At 68.7% G+C, this 15,268-nt stretch carries 18 protein-coding genes; 6 read left to right on the top strand and 12 right to left on the bottom strand.

Annotated elements, in window-relative coordinates:
- Window positions 1–81: 81 nt before the first annotated feature.
- The 4 genes from ACSR87_RS14515 to mce form a co-directional block, all read right to left on the bottom strand.
- Complete coding sequence (locus tag ACSR87_RS14515; protein ID WP_282350256.1) at window positions 82–1,233, bottom strand: acyl-CoA dehydrogenase family protein; 1,152 nt, start codon at window positions 1,231–1,233, stop codon at window positions 82–84.
- Between the two features lie 90 nt (window positions 1,234–1,323).
- Entirely contained in the window at window positions 1,324–2,985 is a 1,662-nt protein-coding gene (locus ACSR87_RS14520; protein ID WP_498530942.1) for a long-chain fatty acid--CoA ligase, read from the bottom strand.
- A 92-nt stretch (window positions 2,986–3,077) separates the two neighbouring features.
- Window positions 3,078–4,997, bottom strand: coding sequence for an o-succinylbenzoate--CoA ligase (menE, locus tag ACSR87_RS14525; protein ID WP_498530943.1), 1,920 nt, complete (start codon window positions 4,995–4,997; stop codon window positions 3,078–3,080).
- Between the two features lie 3 nt (window positions 4,998–5,000).
- Entirely contained in the window at window positions 5,001–5,384 is a 384-nt protein-coding gene (gene mce, locus ACSR87_RS14530) for a methylmalonyl-CoA epimerase (RefSeq protein WP_004043563.1), read from the bottom strand.
- 54 nt (window positions 5,385–5,438) lie between these two features.
- Here mce and ACSR87_RS14535 point away from each other — a divergent pair, with 54 nt between their 5' ends.
- Window positions 5,439–5,813: a YbjQ family protein gene (locus tag ACSR87_RS14535; protein WP_008574102.1), complete on the top strand. Its 375-nt coding sequence runs from the start codon at window positions 5,439–5,441 to the stop codon at window positions 5,811–5,813.
- A gap of 7 nt (window positions 5,814–5,820) precedes the next feature.
- Window positions 5,821–6,156, top strand: a complete 336-nt coding sequence (locus ACSR87_RS14540; protein WP_498530944.1) for a hypothetical protein — start codon at window positions 5,821–5,823, stop codon at window positions 6,154–6,156.
- Between the two features lie 154 nt (window positions 6,157–6,310).
- Here the strand turns inward: ACSR87_RS14540 and ACSR87_RS14545 are convergent, their stop codons facing one another.
- Window positions 6,311–6,595 carry a hypothetical protein gene (locus ACSR87_RS14545; protein ID WP_498530945.1) on the bottom strand — a complete coding sequence of 95 codons (285 nt, stop codon included), beginning with the start codon at window positions 6,593–6,595 and terminating at the stop codon, window positions 6,311–6,313.
- Window positions 6,596–6,909: 314 nt separating this feature from the next.
- On the bottom strand, window positions 6,910–8,586 hold the full coding sequence (locus tag ACSR87_RS14550; RefSeq protein ID WP_498530946.1) for an acyl-CoA mutase large subunit family protein: 1,677 nt from the start codon (window positions 8,584–8,586) through the stop codon (window positions 6,910–6,912).
- A 156-nt stretch (window positions 8,587–8,742) separates the two neighbouring features.
- Between ACSR87_RS14550 and ACSR87_RS14555 the strand changes: the two genes are divergently transcribed.
- The 3 genes from ACSR87_RS14555 to ACSR87_RS14565 all read left to right on the top strand — a co-directional run bounded on the left by ACSR87_RS14555 (window position 8,743) and on the right by ACSR87_RS14565 (window position 10,599).
- Complete coding sequence (locus ACSR87_RS14555; protein WP_498530947.1) at window positions 8,743–9,411, top strand: O-methyltransferase; 669 nt, start codon at window positions 8,743–8,745, stop codon at window positions 9,409–9,411.
- Window positions 9,412–9,493: 82 nt separating this feature from the next.
- Complete coding sequence (locus ACSR87_RS14560) at window positions 9,494–9,877, top strand: nascent polypeptide-associated complex protein (RefSeq protein ID WP_498530948.1); 384 nt, start codon at window positions 9,494–9,496, stop codon at window positions 9,875–9,877.
- Complete coding sequence (locus ACSR87_RS14565) at window positions 9,874–10,599, top strand: methyltransferase domain-containing protein (protein ID WP_008574124.1); 726 nt, start codon at window positions 9,874–9,876, stop codon at window positions 10,597–10,599. Before ACSR87_RS14560 ends, ACSR87_RS14565 begins: the two co-directional genes overlap by 4 nt.
- A gap of 51 nt (window positions 10,600–10,650) precedes the next feature.
- On the opposite strand, the gene ACSR87_RS14570 is transcribed toward ACSR87_RS14565, so the two are convergent.
- From ACSR87_RS14570 to ACSR87_RS14585, 4 genes are all read right to left on the bottom strand, one after another.
- Window positions 10,651–11,289 (bottom strand): DUF6517 family protein, encoded by a 639-nt coding sequence (locus tag ACSR87_RS14570; RefSeq protein WP_498530949.1) that lies wholly within the window; start codon window positions 11,287–11,289, stop codon window positions 10,651–10,653.
- A gap of 40 nt (window positions 11,290–11,329) precedes the next feature.
- Window positions 11,330–11,650, bottom strand: coding sequence for a transcription factor S (locus ACSR87_RS14575; RefSeq protein ID WP_008574128.1), 321 nt, complete (start codon window positions 11,648–11,650; stop codon window positions 11,330–11,332).
- Window positions 11,651–11,743: 93 nt separating this feature from the next.
- Window positions 11,744–12,001, bottom strand: coding sequence for a hypothetical protein (locus tag ACSR87_RS14580; RefSeq protein ID WP_498530950.1), 258 nt, complete (start codon window positions 11,999–12,001; stop codon window positions 11,744–11,746).
- Window positions 12,002–12,120: 119 nt separating this feature from the next.
- Window positions 12,121–12,894, bottom strand: a complete 774-nt coding sequence (locus ACSR87_RS14585; protein WP_498530951.1) for an enoyl-CoA hydratase/isomerase family protein — start codon at window positions 12,892–12,894, stop codon at window positions 12,121–12,123.
- A 99-nt stretch (window positions 12,895–12,993) separates the two neighbouring features.
- Here ACSR87_RS14585 and ACSR87_RS14590 point away from each other — a divergent pair, with 99 nt between their 5' ends.
- The gene (locus tag ACSR87_RS14590; protein WP_058567442.1) at window positions 12,994–13,494 is read left to right on the top strand and encodes a DUF5797 family protein; all 501 of its coding nucleotides are present in this window, start codon (window positions 12,994–12,996) and stop codon (window positions 13,492–13,494) included.
- A gap of 19 nt (window positions 13,495–13,513) precedes the next feature.
- Here the strand turns inward: ACSR87_RS14590 and ACSR87_RS14595 are convergent, their stop codons facing one another.
- Together ACSR87_RS14595 and ACSR87_RS14600 are read right to left on the bottom strand one after the other, a co-directional pair.
- On the bottom strand, window positions 13,514–14,113 hold the full coding sequence (locus tag ACSR87_RS14595; protein WP_498530952.1) for a class I SAM-dependent methyltransferase: 600 nt from the start codon (window positions 14,111–14,113) through the stop codon (window positions 13,514–13,516).
- A gap of 25 nt (window positions 14,114–14,138) precedes the next feature.
- Entirely contained in the window at window positions 14,139–15,131 is a 993-nt protein-coding gene (locus tag ACSR87_RS14600; protein ID WP_498530953.1) for a DUF5787 family protein, read from the bottom strand.
- Window positions 15,132–15,268 lie beyond the last annotated feature (137 nt).

Raw genomic sequence — 15,268 nt, forward strand, 5'->3', positions numbered from 1 at the left:
TCAGATAGTAACTGCGTTCCGGTCAAGCCATGCCAAACCGGAAAACGAGTTGTCAGTTCCGGGGGCCGTGCCGGGGCCTGCTCACAGCCCGCCCTGTCGGTAGATGAGGTTGCGCTGAATCTCGTTTGCGCCCTCGTAGATGACCGGGATGCGCGCGTCGCGGTAGACCCGCGAAATCTTGTACTCGTTGAGGACCGACCGGCCGCCGTGGAGCTGCATGCCACGCTCGGCCACGTCGACCGCCGTCTCGGTCGATTTCGTCTTCGTTGCGGCCGCCCAGAAGCCGGCGTCCTCGCCGTTCGCGACCTTCTCGGCGGCGCGCCAGTTGAGCGCGCGGGCCGCCTCGAACTCCATGCGCATATCGGCGAGGATGTGCTGGACCGCTTGGAACTCCGAGACGCTGCGCCCGAACGCTTGCCGGTCGTGGACGAATTCCCACGTCTCCTCGATGGCGGCGGCCGCGAGGCCGAGGCTGTGGCCGCCGACGATGACGCGGCCGTGGTTGAAGAAGTCCGCGAGCATGTAGAAGCCGCCGCCCTCGGTGCCGATGAGGTTCTCCTCGGGCACCTCGCAGTCGTCGAAGACGATGTGGCCCTGCTTGGAGGCGCGCATACCCATCTTCTCGGGGATGTGTTCCGCCTCGTAGCCGGGCGTGTCGGTCGGCACGATGAACATCGAGTAGTTCGAGTAGCGGTCGTCGGTGTCGGCGGTCTTGGCGTACACCGTCAGCCAGTCGGCCTCGACGGCGTTGCCGACCCAGTACTTCTCGCCGTTGAGGACGTAGCCGTCGTCGGTCTTCTCGGCGGTCGTCTCCATGCCGGCCATGTCGGAGCCGGTCTGCGGCTCGGAGACCGCGAGCCCCGAAAGCTGCTCGTTTTCCGCGACCGGGCGGAGCCACTTCTCTTTCTGTTCTTCGCTGCCGTAGTGCTCCATAATCTCGCAGCCGAACGAGGCGAGCTGGAGCGTCAGCGCGATACCGGCGTCGGCGCGGTAGAACTCCTCGGAGATGGCGAGCATCTGCTGGAGGTCGAAGCCCTTGCCGCCGTACTCCTCGGAGATATCTTGGGCGACGAGCCCTGCGTCCATCCCCGCTTGGAGCACTTCGTGCGGGTACTCGCCGGACTCGTAGTAGTCCGCCGCGACCGGTTCGATGTGCGCCTCTGCGAACTCGCGGGCCTCCTGCTTGAGGTCGCGGGCGTGTTCGGGCACGATGGAGTCGTCGAGAAGTTCCATACCACGCCATGGAATCGTACAGTAAAAATAGGCATGGAACCAGTCTAAACTTCAAACTTGTTTTTTGTTAAAATAGCCGTTGCCCGACGTTCATTCGTCCGACGGAGCCTCCGAATTGGGCGTCTTGCCCTCGATGAGCGACGAGTCGTCGTACCGGTCGCGGAGCACCTTCTTGTCGAACTTGCCGGTCGCGGTCTTCGGCACCTCGTCGATGAACACGACCTCGTCGGGGGCCCACCACTTCGGGAACTCGTCTTCGACGCGCGCGACGAGGTCGGCCTTGAGCGCGTCCTCGTCGACGCCGCCCTTCGGGACGATAAAGGCCACGGGGCGCTCCTGCCAGCGTTCGTGGGGGACGCCGATGACGGTCGCCTCGGCCACGTCGTCGTGGGCCATGATGCTGTTTTCGAGTTCGAGCGACGAAATCCACTCCCCGCCGGATTTGATGACGTCTTTCGCCCGGTCGACGATTTGGACGTAGCCGTCTTCGTCCACCGTGACCACGTCGCCGGTCTTCAGCCAGCCATCCTCGTAGTCCTCCTCGTTCGCGTCGGGGCGCTCGAAGTACTCGGTCGTCACCCACGGGCCGCGGACCCACAGCTCGCCGAACTCCTCGCCGTCCCACGGGACCTCGTTCCCGTCGTCGTCGACGACGCGCATCTCCAGCCCCGGCGCGAGCAGGCCCTGCTTGGCGCGCTTTTCGTACTGCGCTTCGGCGGGGAGGTCCTCCATCCCCGGCTTGAGGTGGGCGACGGTCCCGACCGGCGACATCTCCGTCATGCCCCACGCGTGGAGCACGTCCACGTCGTGTTCCTCGTCGAACCGGCGGATGACCGACTTGGGCGCGGCCGACCCGCCGATGATGATGCGTTCGAGCGACGAGATGTCCGCGTCGTGCTCGTCGAGGTAGTCGAGCAGGCCGAGCCACACCGTCGGCACGCCCGCGGTCATCGTCACGCCCTCCTCTTCGATGAGTGTCGCGAGGTCCTCGGGCGTCGGCGACGGGCCGGGGTAGACGTGTTTCGCGCCCGCCGCGGTCGTCGAAAACGGCAGGCCCCACGCGTTGACGTGGAACATCGGGACGACCGGCATGATGACGTCTTTCGCGCCGATGTCGAGGCCGGATTCGGGGAGCGTCGCCATCGTGTGCGCCCACAGCATCTGCTGGGAGTACTCGACGCCTTTCGGCTGGCCCGTCGTCCCCGAGGTGTAACACATCCCCGCCGGCTGGTCCTCCGGGAGGTCCGGCCAGTCGTACTCGTCGGGGTGGTCAGCGATGAACGACTCGTAGTCCGTCACCGGGGACAGGCCCACGTCGTCCGGTACCTCGGAGGCCATCACGACGAACTGCTCGACGGAGGCGAAGGCGTCCTCGTCGACCGCGCCGGCGAGTTTCGGCGCGAGCGACGGGTCCACGAAGACGATGCGGTCTTTCGCGTTCTCGACGATGTACTGGATGTGGTGGTCGGGCAGAAGCGGGTTGATGGTGTGCAACTGCGCGCCCATCGAGGGGACCCCGAAGTACGTCTCGAAATGTCGGTTGTGGTTCCAGCAGAACGTCGCTACCCGGTCGCCGTCCCCGATGCCGGCGTCCGAAAGCGCCCCCGCGAGCCGTGCCACGCGCCCCTCGTACTCCGCGTACGTGTAGCGTTCCAGCCCTTCGGCGGTCCGAGAGACGATTTCGCGGTCCGGATAGAGCTTGCCCGCGCGCCACAGAAACGGCCGAAGTGTCTGGTTGGTAGCACCTACCATAGTGTCCTCTTGTGGTAAAACGTAATGATTGTTTGGAAACGACTCGGCGTGGTGCGGGCTGTGGATTCGGCGTCACCCGCGGGCGCGTTCACTCACTGGTCGCGGTCGGGAACGAACTCGTCACCACGGTCGCCGGCGTCGGCGTCTCCGTTATCGGTGTCGCCTTCCGCGCGCTCGGCGTCGCCGCGTTCGGCTCCGTCGACGCTCGCTTTACTATCGTCCTCGGCTTCGTCGCGGTCGGCGTCTCCGACGGCCGCGCCGTCTCCGGCGTCGTCCTCGGCATCGTCGATGGCGTCCCCGTCGGTGTCGTTCGCGGGCGTCGCCTCGCCGGAGTCGGTCTCGGCTTCGACGGATGCGTCGTCGTCACCGGCATCGTCGTCGGTGTCGTCGTAATCGGTCGCGCGCCCCGGTTCGGCCTCCGCGACGGGCTCGGCCGCGACCAGTCGCTCGCGGACCGCCTCGCGGTCGACGGTCCCCGAGACGGTCCGCGGGAGTTCGTCCGCGGTCGCGACCAGTCGCGGGCATTTGAACCCGGCGAGTCGCTCGCGGCAGAAGTCGTCGAGGTCGTCGTCGTCCGGTGGGTTCTCCGGGTCCGCGGGAACGACGAGGGCGGCGACGCGCTCGCCCCACTCGGCGTCGGGGACGCCGAGCACGGTGGCGTCGTCCACGTCGGGGTGGTCCCGCAGGACCGCCGCGACCTCGCCGGGGTCGACGTTCTCGCCGCCGGTGATGATGCGGTCGTCCTTCCGGTTCAGGACGTACAGGAGACCGTCGTCGTCGCGGTAGCCGATATCGCCGGTTCGGAGGCCGGCGTCGGTGAACGCCTCGGTGGTCGCCTCGGGGTTCCGGTAGTAGCCGGGCGAGACGGTCGGCCCCGACACGACGAGTTCGCCCAGCGTGCCGGATTCGACGGGGGTTCCGTCCCCGTCGACGACCCGGAGGTCGGTGAAGTAGAGCGGCCGCCCGACGGTCCCCACGTCGTCGAACGCCTCCCGCGGGGTCGCCGTGGCGACCTGCGAGGCGGTCTCGGTCATGCCGTAGGTCGGGTGGACCGGCACCGAGTAGTTCCGACAGCGCTCGATGAGTTCGTCGGGAGCGGGCGCGCCGCCGAGGAGCACCACGCGGAGCGAGTCCGAGAGCGTCCCCCTGCTGTCGAGCATCCGCGTGAGCATCGTCGGCACGAGCGAGACGCCCGTCACGTCGTACTTGCCGATGTCGTCGGCCGCGCCGCCGGCGTCGAACCCCTCGCGGAGGACGACGGTCGTCCCGTACAGCGGGCCGCGGAGAATCGGGCCGATGCCGCCCATGTGGTGCAACGAGAGCGTGACGAGCCAGCGGTCGTCGCGCGAGACGCCGAGTCGGAACGCCCCGGCGACGGCGTTGGCGAGCAGGTTGCCCATGGTGAGCCGCACGGCCTTCGGCGTCCCGGTCGTCCCCGAGGTGAAAAGCAGGAGCATCGTCTCCGAGAGCGACCAGCCCGCGGGTTCGACCCGCTTGGGCGCGATAGACGAGAGGTTGATGACGCCCTCCCAGCGCGGGTCGTCCACGGAGACGACGGGCACGTCGGTCGTCGCCTCGACCGCCGTCGACTCGGTGGATTCGCCGCAGACGAGCGTCGTCACGTCCGCGAGTTCGACGTTGCGACCGATTTCGTCGGCGGTGAGTCGGTCGCTGAGGGGCACGAGCACCGCCCCGAGCCGCGTCGCGGCGTGGATGAGTCGGACGTAGTCGATGCCGGGGGTCAAGACGACGCCGAGGTGGTCGCCGGCCTCGACGCCGAGGGCGGCGAGCTGGCCGGCGGTCTCGTCCACGAGCGCGTCGAGTTCGCGGAAGGTCCACGAGTCGCCGGTCGCAGCGTGGATGAGCGCCTGTCGGTCGGGCGTCGCGGCGACCCGATGGGAGAGCCAGTCGCGCATCGGCCCGGCGAACCCGCGGGCGTCGGCGGCGGTTGCGTCGTCCTCGGTCGACTCGGAGTCGTCGCCACCGGCCGCGTCGTCAGGAGCGCCCGTCATCGCTCAGTGCGAGACGAACTCCACGAGGACGCCGCCCGTGGACTTGGGGTGCAGGAAGGCGACCTCGTGGCCCCACGCGCCGGGGCGCGGCTCCTCGTCGATGCGGTCGACGCCGGCGGCCTCGGCGGTCCGGAGCGCGGCCTCGATGTCGTCGGTCTCGACGGCGACGTGGTGAATGCCGCCGCCGCGCTTGTCGAGGAACTTCGAGATGGCACCCTCCTCGTGGGGTTCGAGCAGTTCGAAGTAGCCGTTTTCGAGTTCGAGAAAGACGACCGACATGCCGTCGAACGTCTCCTCGTGGGCCACGGGCGCGTCGAACAGCTCCGCGAACAGCGCGGCCAGCCCGGCGGCGTCGGGCGTGGCGATTCCGACGTGGTCGAAATGCATGCCTCCAGTTCGTCGGGCGCAACGGATAAACCCAAACGGTTCGATACTCCTGTCATGATAGTAACTACAACGGAGTCGGTCGTCGGCCGCGACATCGAGGAGACGCTGGGAGCAGTCCGCGGGAACACGATTCGCGCCCGGAACGTCGGCCGCGACATCACACAGGGGCTCCGCAACATCGTCGGCGGCGAACTCAAGTCCTACACCGGGCTGATGGCCGAGGCGCGCGACGAGGCGACAGACCGGATGGTGGCGGAGGCGGAGGCGATGGGTGCCGACGCCGTCGTCGGCGTCCGGTACGTGACCGCCGAGGTGGCGCAGGGCGCGGCGGAGATTCTGGCCTACGGGACCGCCGTCACACTCGGCGGCGGCACCGCCCCCGACGCCGACGCGGAATCGGCGTCCGAATCGAACGCCGACGTGGCGTGAGTCGACGATGACGCCGACCCGACGCGCCGACCGCGACCCGCGGCGGCTCGCACGCGGAGTCGTCCGGCTCGCCACGGACCGGACCACGCTCGCCGTCTTCGCCGCGCTCGCGGCCGTGTGGGCGGTCGGCTTCTTCGGCGTGGTGCCGATAGAAATCTGGGCCCTCGACTACCCCGCGTTGGTGGCCGCCTTCTTCTTCGACACGCTCGCGGCCAACGAGTTCGGCGTCCGCGAGACGTCGATATTCTACCCGGCGCTCGCCGTCTTCGGCTACCTCCAAGCGATGCTCGCCGTGACGGTCGCTCGGGCGCTTCGGCGTCGATTCGTCGAATCCGGGGAGTGACGGGAGCGGAGCGAAACGAGTCGGGGACGAGAAGAACGCGAGCGCGGAGGGGCGCGTCAAGAGCGGGACGCGCGAGGCGAGCGGGCGTGGGGATGCGAGGGCGCGAAATCGTGCAGGCGGGGTCGGCGTGGAGTTCACGTCGTCAGGTCGGGCCTCAGTCGCGGGCGGTCCGGGCGACCGTGACCTCGACGGGGACGCCGGGCACGTCGACCGTCAGCATCGAGCGGTCGGCCCGGGTGACGACGACGCGGGCGACGGCGACGATGGAGGCGACGGTGACGGCGACCGCGAGCGACGCCACGGGGTAGGTGACGACCGCGACGACCGCGGCCATCGAGGTGAGCAGGACGGCCTGCGTCGCCAGCGAGGGCGCGGGCCGGTGATGCGAGGGGTGGTAGTCGGAGCCGGTACGACTGTCTCTGGAGCGTTGTCGTGACATTCGTCTGGTGAGGGGGACAATCGGATGCGATACCGGGGGCTCTCCGGTCGAAGAGCCCCGCAACGCGACGGCCGCCGCTCGAAAGTCGAGCGACTGGTGGCGCGAACCTCGCGCCGACAGACGGCGGCCGGGCGTGTGACGGGTTTAGAACGCGATAAGCGGCATCATAAGCCTCGATTGTCTTCACTCGGGAGGTGATAATAAAAATTGTTGGTCGGGTGAAAGTATAGAATTTGTGACCCGTTGGCACGGGGAGCGGGGTGCGAGGTGCGGGGCGGTCGCCGGCGCTGGTCGTTCGGGAGTGTAGGGGCGGCTCAGGCCATGCCGGGTTCGTACTCTCCGAACTCCTCGCGGAGGACGCCGCAGATTTCCCCGACCGTCGCGTAGGCCTTGACCGCCGTGACGATGAGCGGGAGGAGGTTCTCGTCGCCGTTCGCGGCGGCGCGGATGTCTTCCAAGGCGACCTCGACGGCCTCCTCGTCGCGGTCGTCCTTCCGGGCGTCGAGCGACTCGACCTGCTTTTGCTCTTCTTCCTCGGAGACCTCTTGGACCTCGACGGTCGGCTCCTCGTCCACTTGGTACTCGTTGACGCCGACGATGACGCGCTCGCCCTCCTCTATCTCGCGTTGGCGCTCGTAGGCCACGTCCTGAATCTCCCGCTGGACCCACTGGTTTTTGACGGCGTCGAGCATGCCGCCGCGGTCGTCCACCTCGTCGAGCAGGTCGAACGCCTCGTCTTCGATGTCGTCGGTCAGCGCCTCGACGTAGTAACTGCCAGCCAGCGGGTCGATGGTGTCCGCCGCGCCCGACTCGTGGGCGAGAATTTGCTGGGTGCGGAGCGCCGTGCGGACCGACTTTTCCGTGGGGAGTGACAGCGCCTCGTCCTTCCCGTTGGTGTGCAGCGACTGCGTGCCGCCGAGGACGGCCGCCAGCGCCTGATAGGCCACCCGGACGACGTTGTTCTCGACCTGCTGGGCGGTGAGCGTCGACCCGCCGGTCTGGGTGTGGAACTTCAACTGCATCGACTTCGGGTTCTCCGCGCCGAAGCGCTCTTCCATGATTTTCGCCCACATCCGCCGGGCGGCGCGGAACTTCGACACCTCTTCGAGGATGTTGTTGTGGGCGTTGAAGAAGAAGGACAACTGGGGGGCGAACTCGTCCACGTCGAGGCCGGCGTCGACCGCGGCCTCGACGTACTGGATGCCGTTGCCGAGAGTGAACGCGACCTCTTGGGCGGCGGTCGACCCGGCCTCGCGGATGTGGTAGCCGGAGATGGAGATGGTGTTGAACTTCGGCGTCTCCGCCGCGCAGAACTCGAAGATGTCCGTGATGAGCCGCATCGATGGCTCCGGCGGGAAGATGTAGAGGTTCCGCGCGATGTACTCCTTCATGATGTCGTTCTGGATGGTGCCGCGAAGCTCCTCGCGGGGGACGCCCTGCTTGTCGCCGAGGGCGACGTACATCGCCAGCAACACCGCCGCCGGGGCGTTGATGGTCATCGACGTGGAAACCTCGCCGAGGTCGATGCCGTCGAACACCGTCTCCATGTCGTGGAGGCTGTCGATGGCGACGCCGGATTTCCCCACCTCACCGGCGGCCATCATCGCGTCGGAGTCGTAGCCCATCTGCGTCGGCAGGTCGAACGCGAGCGACAGCCCCGACGAGCCGTTGTCGATGAGGTAGCGGAACCGCTCGTTGGTCTCGGCGGCCGTCCCGAAGCCCGCGTACTGCCGCATCGTCCAGAGCCGCCCGCGGTGCATCGTCGGATACACCCCGCGCGTGTAGGGCTTTTCGCCCGGGAAGCCAACGTCCTCGTCGTAGTCCACGTCGGCGTCGTCCGGGGTGTAGAGCCGCTTGACGACGTTGCCGCCCGTGTCGGTCGTGAACTCCTCTTTCCGCTCCCCGAAGCGGTCGAGCGTCGGCCCCAGCGTCTCGTCTTCCCACTCGGCTTTCGCCTCCCGAATCTCTTCGAGCTCGTCGGGATCAAACATGGTCGAAGATGTGGTTTGTCCCTACTTAAGCGTACGCGGGTCGGCGGATATCGGTCGCTGTCTCCGGCCGTGAGCGCGCGACCGAGAGAGTGACGGCGTCCCCGCGAACGCGGCCGCGGCGACCGATTTTATGTCGCTCGCGCGCCCTGCTTCGCCATGGATATCCTGACCGACGAGACGCGGCGGTTCCTCGCGGCGACCGCGCCCGAACACGACGCGGTGCAGTCCGAGATGGCCGCCTACGCCGACGAGCACGGCTTTCCCATCATCGGCCCCGAGGCGGGCGGCGTGCTCCGCGTCCTCGCGCACCTCGCGGACGCGACGCGGCTGTTCGAGTTCGGCTCCGGCTTCGGCTACTCCGCGACGTGGTTCGCGGAGGGAATGGCCGACGGCGCCGAGCTCTTCCTGACCGAACACGACGCCCACGAACTCGACATGGCGCGGGACTTTCTCGACCGGGCCGGCCTCGCCGGCCGGACGACGTTCCTCGAAGGCGACGCGCTCGACCTGTTCGAGGGCGTCGACGGCGAGTTCGACCTCGTGTTGTTGGACCACCAGAAACACCGCTACGCCGAGGCGTTCGACCTCGTCTCCGACCGCGTCGCGGTCGGCGGAGTCGTCGTCGCTGACAACGTGATGCGCGGCCCGGTCGATTTCGACGCGCTCACCGACTGGAGCGAAGGCCGGGCCGAGGCCCTCGACGGAGCCGACGCCGACACCCGCGGCATCGCGGCGTTCCTCGACGCGGTGCGGGCCGACCCGCGGTACGAGACCATCGTCCTCCCCGTCGGGAGCGGTCTCGCGGTCAGCACGCGGGTCGAGTGAGCCGGCGACCGCCGGGACGCGCGCCGACCGCCGCGCACCGACGTTCGCCACGCTTTTGAGCGCTCACCCCGACGCTTCGGGTATGTTTGGAGGCGGCGGGATGAATCCGCGTAAAATGCAGCAGATGATGAAGCAGATGGGCATCGACGTGACGGAGCTCGATGCCGAGGAAGTCGTCATCAAGACGGGCGACGAGGAGCTCGTCTTCAGCGACGCCCAGGTCACGCGCATGGACGCGCAGGGCCAGGAGACCTACCAAATCGTCGGCGAGCCCGAGACGCGAGAGCTCGGTGCCGGCGACGACGGCGGCGACGAGTCCGTTGAGTCCGCCGAGGCCGCCGACGCCATTCCGGCCGACGACGTGGCCATCGTGGCCCAGCGCGCCGGCGTCCCCGAGGACGAGGCCCGCGAAGCGCTGGAGGCCGAAGACGGCGACCTCGCCGCGGCCATCGCGCGACTGGAGTGATACTCCTCGTCCACGGCGACCGCGAGTACCTTCGCGCGCCCGGCGACGAGTTGCACACCGACCTCGGGATGCTCACCGTCCCCGAGGACGTGGAAGCCGGCCAGACGCTCGAAACCCACATCGGCGAGGAGTTCCTCGTCCGCGAGCCGCGCGGCCCGGACCTCTTCAACCACTTCGAGCGCACCGGCGCGCCGATGATGCCGCGCGATATCGGCCTCATCGTCGGCCACACGGGTATCGCGGCCGGCGAGCGGGTCCTCGACGCGGGCACCGGCACGGGCGTCCTCTCGGCGTACCTCGGCCGCCTCGGCGTCGACGTGACGACGTTCGAACGCGACGCCGAGTTCGCGGACGTGGCTCGCGAGAACATGCGTCTCGCGGGCGTCGAACAGCGCGTCGACGTTCGAACCGGCGACATCACCGACGAACTCGACGACCTCGCGGACTCGGGGTTCGACGCGCTCACGCTCGACACCGAGAACGCGCCCGAGGTCGTCCGCCACGCGCCCGACCTGCTCGTGACCGGCGGCTACGTCGCCGTCTACTCCCCGTTCGTGGAGGGCACGCGCGCGGCCGTCGAAGCCGCCAGGGAGGCGGGCCTCTCGGACGTGGAGACGTTCGAGACGATTCAGCGACAGATGGACTTCAACGACCGCGGGTCGCGCCCCTCGACCGCCGGCGTCGGCCACACCGGCTACCTCGTGTTCGCCCGCAACGAGTGAGCGAGTCCGACCCGGACGGGCCAGCCTCTCTTTCGGCCCGCCCGCTTCGCCTCACCCGACGCGGCGAATCACGCGAAACAGCTCTTCTCTGAACCGCTCCGGCTCGATGACCTCGCGGAGCGACGCCGCCGTCTCCGCGTCGCCGCCGCGGACCTCGCGGGGGTACGCGCCGCCGGTCAGGAGGAACTCGCCGTCGACCGGCGTCACCGCGAGGTAGGCGTCGGCCGCGAGTTCGACCCCGGCGAGTTCCACGGTCGCGGCGTAGCGAATCACGTCGGCCTCGGCTTCGTTTTCCGCGTCGTCGCTTCGGTCGTCATCGTCCCGGGCATCATCGCGCTGGCCCCCGCCGACTCGTACCCGGAGTGTCCGCGACTCGACGCGCCGAACGTCGGAAAAGCCGCGGGCTTCGAGGCGCGACCGAAATCCGGCGCTCGCGCGCTTGCCGACGAGTTTCGTCAGCGACTTCGACGGCGGCGTCCGCGGGCGGATTTCGAGACGGCTGGCGAACAGAAAGCGCCACGGGCCGTCGGCGGTCGCCGGCACGCGCTCGCGGATGGCGGCGTCCTCGTAGACGACCGTCCGGGCGACGACGCTGACGGGACCGAGTTCGAACGGGCGGTCGGTCGCGTCGTCGACGCGGACCCACCCCTCGAGCGGCGGGAGGGCCGGCGGGGCGAGCGCGTCGGGCATACCCCGCGTTACGGACGGAGGGCTGAAAAAGGCGAGTCGCTCAGTGGTCGTCTTCGCGCCACTTGTGGTCGCACTCGACGCAGGTGAAAAAGCGCGTCTCGGACTCGTCGGCCGAGCGAATCTGCTTCATCTCGTAGCGCGCCACGTCGTGGCCGCACTTCGGGCAGATGGCCTTCGTCGTCGGGCCGATGTCGGCGTTGTCCACGTCGGACATGTCGACGACCTCGCTGGACTCCTGGCCCTCGGTCGTGACCATCGACTTCTCCTTTTCGCTGTCGCGGGCTTTCTCGTGGCCGTTCGGACAGACCCAGACGCCGTCTTGCGGCGTCATCAGGGACCCGCAGTCGTCGCAAAACTCCATGATAGTACGTCCTACCGCTTGAGGGACTTAAGCGTCAGGATTGCGCCGCGCTCGCGGGGTGAGCGCTGAACAAAGTCGGCGCGAAACGGCGGTTCAGGCGTCGCCGTCGGACTGCCCCGGCTCGCCGAGCGCCTCGATGGGCATCGCGTTGTTCAGTTCGTAGTACAGGTCCTTCGCGTCGGAGAACTCGCTCGTGAGGCAGTTCCGCACTAACTCACCGAGGTCGGCGTTCCCGTCGGCCATGAGCACCGTCACACCGTCGAGGGAAGTCGCGGCGTCCCGGCGCGAGACCGGGTACGAGAGGTCTTCGAGGAGGGATTCGACGCGACCGAGCGTGATGGAATCTTGCACAATTATTCATTATACATGGGGCGTATTAGCAGTTGTAGGAGCCGTGCTAGCACACCAATTCAGGAGAATGGAGGCTCTAATCGTCCGTATTAACCGGATAGCGGCGCTCTCTATCGGTTCTATTCGAAGTCGGGGTCGCGCTTGTCGAGGAACGCCTCCATCCCCTCGCGCTGGTCGTGGGTGCCGAACAGGCCGCTCCAGACGCGGGCTTCGAAGTCGAGCGCGGCGTCCCGCGGCGCGTCGTGGGACATGTTGATGGCGGCTTTCGCGCCCGCGAGGGCGTGCCGCGGCTTCGACGCGAGGTCGGCGGCGAGGTCTTCGACGTGCGAGTCGAGCTGGTCGTGGGCGACGACCTCGCCGACGATACCGTACTCGTGGGCGTCGCTGGCGTCGATGCGCTCGCCGAAGAAGATGAGCCGCCGCGCGACTTCGTCGCCGACGAGCGCCGGCAGGCGGACACTCCCGCCCCACCCGGGCATGATGCCGAGGTCGATTTCGGTCTGGCCGAGCAGCGCGCGCTCGGAGGCGACCCGGAGGTCGCACGCCAGCGCGAGTTCCATGCCGCCGCCGAAGGCGTAGCCGTTGATGGCCGCGACGGTCGGCGCGGGGAACTCCTCCAAGCGCGTGGCGATGCGGTGGCCCTGCTCGGCGTACGCCTGCGCGGCGGGCGTTCCGATGTCTTTCATGTAGCCGATGTCCGCGCCCGCGATGAACGCCTCGTCGCCCGCGCCGGTGAGGACGACCACCCGCGCGCCGTCGGCTTCGACCTCGTCGAGGGCGTCTTCGAGCGCGTCGAGCGTATCCGCGTTGAGCGAGTTCATCTGCTCGGGGCGGTCGATGGTGATGGTCGCCACGTCGCCGTCCCAGTCGAGTCGGAGGGTGTCCCAGCTCATACTCGGGGCGACGCGAGACACAGGGATAATAATTAACGTTCGCCGGTCGCGCTGAAGAATCCAGAACAACGTTATAGCCCCTCCGTCGAATCCACCGATATGACGCTCTCCGACGAGGCGAAAGAACGCCTCGCCGACATCGTCCGGCTCCAGCCGACGAAGAACAAGGAGTTACAGAACCGCTGGGACCTCGAAAGCGGGAGCGAGGTCCACCGCTACCTCGAATCCGAGCTGAAAGACTACTACTACCGCGACGACAACAGCCTCATCCGCGCGACGGCCGAGGCGGCCGAACTCGTCGGCGTCGAACCCGGCGTCGAGGGCGACGACGAGGCGGAGTCCGTGCCGAGCGTCATCCGCGTCCCCTCGCTCGAAGCCCGCGTCTTCGAGGTCGTCGCCGGCCCCGACGAGCGCTCCGAGAGCGTCGTCAGCGTCCTCAACAAGCTCCGCGACGAGTTCGACATCGACCCCGACGTTGACGACGTGCGCCGCGCGCTCCAGAGCCTCCGCCGCAAGGGCGTCATCGAAGTCGTCTACCGGACCGTCCCCACGTTCCGCCTCGCCGTCGAGCGCGACGAGGTCGACGTGGAAGTCGTCTAACCGCCCGCCTCCGCGGTCGTTATTCGCGCGGCTCGAACACCAGCGCGTAGTGGTACGGCGGGATGTCGATTTCGGCCGTCACCGCGAGGTCGGTCGCCGCCTCGACGATTGACGCGGTCTCCTCCGGGCCGAGCCGCAGGTCGGTCGGCGGACCGCGGGGCTCGCCGGCCACGGTCGTCCCCGACCGGGGGAGCGGTCGCCAGTTGACGACGACGAACCGGCCGTCGTCGGCGAGGACCGACTCGACTTCCGTCAGGAACTCGTCGCGGTCGTCGACCCCGTGGAACGCGTTCGCGAAGAGCGCCACGTCGACTGGCTCGGAGACGTGCGCCGAAAGCTCGCGGGCGTCGCCGCGGACCGACACCACGTTGTCGATGCGTTGCTGGGCGGCGAGGTGGTCGAGTTCCGCGAGGAGGTCGTCGTCGAGGTCGACCGCGTAGACGGGGGCGGGCGCGACGATTCGCGCCGCGGGGAGCGCAAAGTAGCCGTTTCCGCAACCGATTTCCACGACGGTGTCGCCCGACGACACGCCGAGTTCCCGAAGCGTCTCGCCCGGGGTCGGCCACAGTTTTCCCCACCAGTCCCAGTCCGGCAGGCTCGTGTTCTGGAATCGGTCCATACCGCCCGGTCGGCGGGGTGCGAAGTTAGGCGTTCTCACTGCCGCGCTCGGCGCGGTCTCGTTCGCGCTCGCGCCGCGCCTCCAGAATCCGGCGGACCCCTTTACCGGGGCCGCCCTCGATGGGCCAGCCGTTCATCCGCCACGCCGGCGGCTCCGGCTCGAACGACGGACACGAGTGGGCGCACTCGCGCTGGCTCTGATAGCAGTCTTTCGCGGCGCACCGCGGGACGAGCGCCCGGCCGCGCCGGTCGAGTTCGAACTGTCGGCAGTCGGGTCGCATCGTATCCACGTAGTTTCGCCAGCCGCGGTCGTAGGCGCGCTCGGCGAGGACGAGTCGCCGCCGGGCGTCCGCTGGGTCGGGCGACAGCGAACTCGGGTGCCACAGCACCTCCGCCGAGTCGCCGTCGACGCCGAGGATGCCGACCTCGACCGGCAGGTCCTCCAACAGGGCGGGTTCGACCCGCCGGCCCGTCACCTCGGTTGCGACCCAGACCTCGTCGGCGAGCGCCCGCGACACGTCGTGGTCGAGTTGGTCAGCGAGCGCGCGGGCGGCGCTGGCGTCGAGGTTCGGCTTGTTCTCGATGGCGACGACGCGCTCGACCCAGTCGGGGTACGGCGCGGTCCGGCGGTACTCGACGCGGTTCCGCGAGCCGCGGCGTTTCTCGACGAGGCCGAGCCCCGCGGCGCGGTGGACCGCGGGCACGACGTGTCGCCACGGGAAATCGGGTTCGGGGATGGCGTCTCTGTACCACGCCCACTCGGCGGGCGCGTGGCGGACGACGCGCAACAGGTCCGAGTCGAAGCCGTCGGTCGAGAGGGCGCGCCGGGCGGCGAACGCCTCGGGGTCGACCTCGACGACGACGGTGTCCCAGCGGCGCTGTCGGGTGCCGAGCTGTCGGGCGACGAACGCGGGGCGCGGGCCGTCGGGATGCCACGCGCGCTCGGCCCAGCGACAGACCCGGAGCTCGAAGGCGAACTCGGGGTCATGGTCGCGGTCGCGGTCGGCGGCGTCGCTCACGACCGGGAGTTGCGGCGGGAGGCCGAAGGCGTTTCGGTCGGGCGGCTTCGGCGTTCGTCCCGACGATGACGCAGATGATACCGCGGCTGTCGCCGCCCGCGCCGCCCGCGCCGCCCCGCCGACGCGCGGCGCTGTCG

The sequence above is a fragment of the Haloferax sp. SDI50 genome (genome assembly GCF_059802635.1).

What these genes read in the sequence shown, in the direction of transcription:
- ACSR87_RS14590 (WP_058567442.1), top strand. Translation starts at nt 12,994, where the DNA reads ATGACGCTCTCCGACGAGGCGAAAGAACGCCTCGCCGACATCGTCCGG.
- ACSR87_RS14575 (WP_008574128.1), bottom strand. Translation starts at nt 11,650, where the DNA reads ATGGAGTTTTGCGACGACTGCGGGTCCCTGATGACGCCGCAAGACGGC.
- ACSR87_RS14545 (WP_498530945.1), bottom strand. Translation starts at nt 6,595, where the DNA reads ATGTCACGACAACGCTCCAGAGACAGTCGTACCGGCTCCGACTACCAC.
- ACSR87_RS14555 (WP_498530947.1), top strand. Translation starts at nt 8,743, where the DNA reads ATGGATATCCTGACCGACGAGACGCGGCGGTTCCTCGCGGCGACCGCG.
- ACSR87_RS14550 (WP_498530946.1), bottom strand. Translation starts at nt 8,586, where the DNA reads ATGTTTGATCCCGACGAGCTCGAAGAGATTCGGGAGGCGAAAGCCGAG.
- ACSR87_RS14540 (WP_498530944.1), top strand. Translation starts at nt 5,821, where the DNA reads ATGACGCCGACCCGACGCGCCGACCGCGACCCGCGGCGGCTCGCACGC.
- mce (WP_004043563.1), bottom strand. Translation starts at nt 5,384, where the DNA reads ATGCATTTCGACCACGTCGGAATCGCCACGCCCGACGCCGCCGGGCTG.
- ACSR87_RS14520 (WP_498530942.1), bottom strand. Translation starts at nt 2,985, where the DNA reads ATGGTAGGTGCTACCAACCAGACACTTCGGCCGTTTCTGTGGCGCGCG.
- ACSR87_RS14570 (WP_498530949.1), bottom strand. Translation starts at nt 11,289, where the DNA reads ATGCCCGACGCGCTCGCCCCGCCGGCCCTCCCGCCGCTCGAGGGGTGG.
- ACSR87_RS14515 (WP_282350256.1), bottom strand. Translation starts at nt 1,233, where the DNA reads ATGGAACTTCTCGACGACTCCATCGTGCCCGAACACGCCCGCGACCTC.
- ACSR87_RS14595 (WP_498530952.1), bottom strand. Translation starts at nt 14,113, where the DNA reads ATGGACCGATTCCAGAACACGAGCCTGCCGGACTGGGACTGGTGGGGA.
- ACSR87_RS14585 (WP_498530951.1), bottom strand. Translation starts at nt 12,894, where the DNA reads ATGAGCTGGGACACCCTCCGACTCGACTGGGACGGCGACGTGGCGACC.
- ACSR87_RS14560 (WP_498530948.1), top strand. Translation starts at nt 9,494, where the DNA reads ATGTTTGGAGGCGGCGGGATGAATCCGCGTAAAATGCAGCAGATGATG.
- menE (WP_498530943.1), bottom strand. Translation starts at nt 4,997, where the DNA reads ATGACGGGCGCTCCTGACGACGCGGCCGGTGGCGACGACTCCGAGTCG.
- ACSR87_RS14535 (WP_008574102.1), top strand. Translation starts at nt 5,439, where the DNA reads ATGATAGTAACTACAACGGAGTCGGTCGTCGGCCGCGACATCGAGGAG.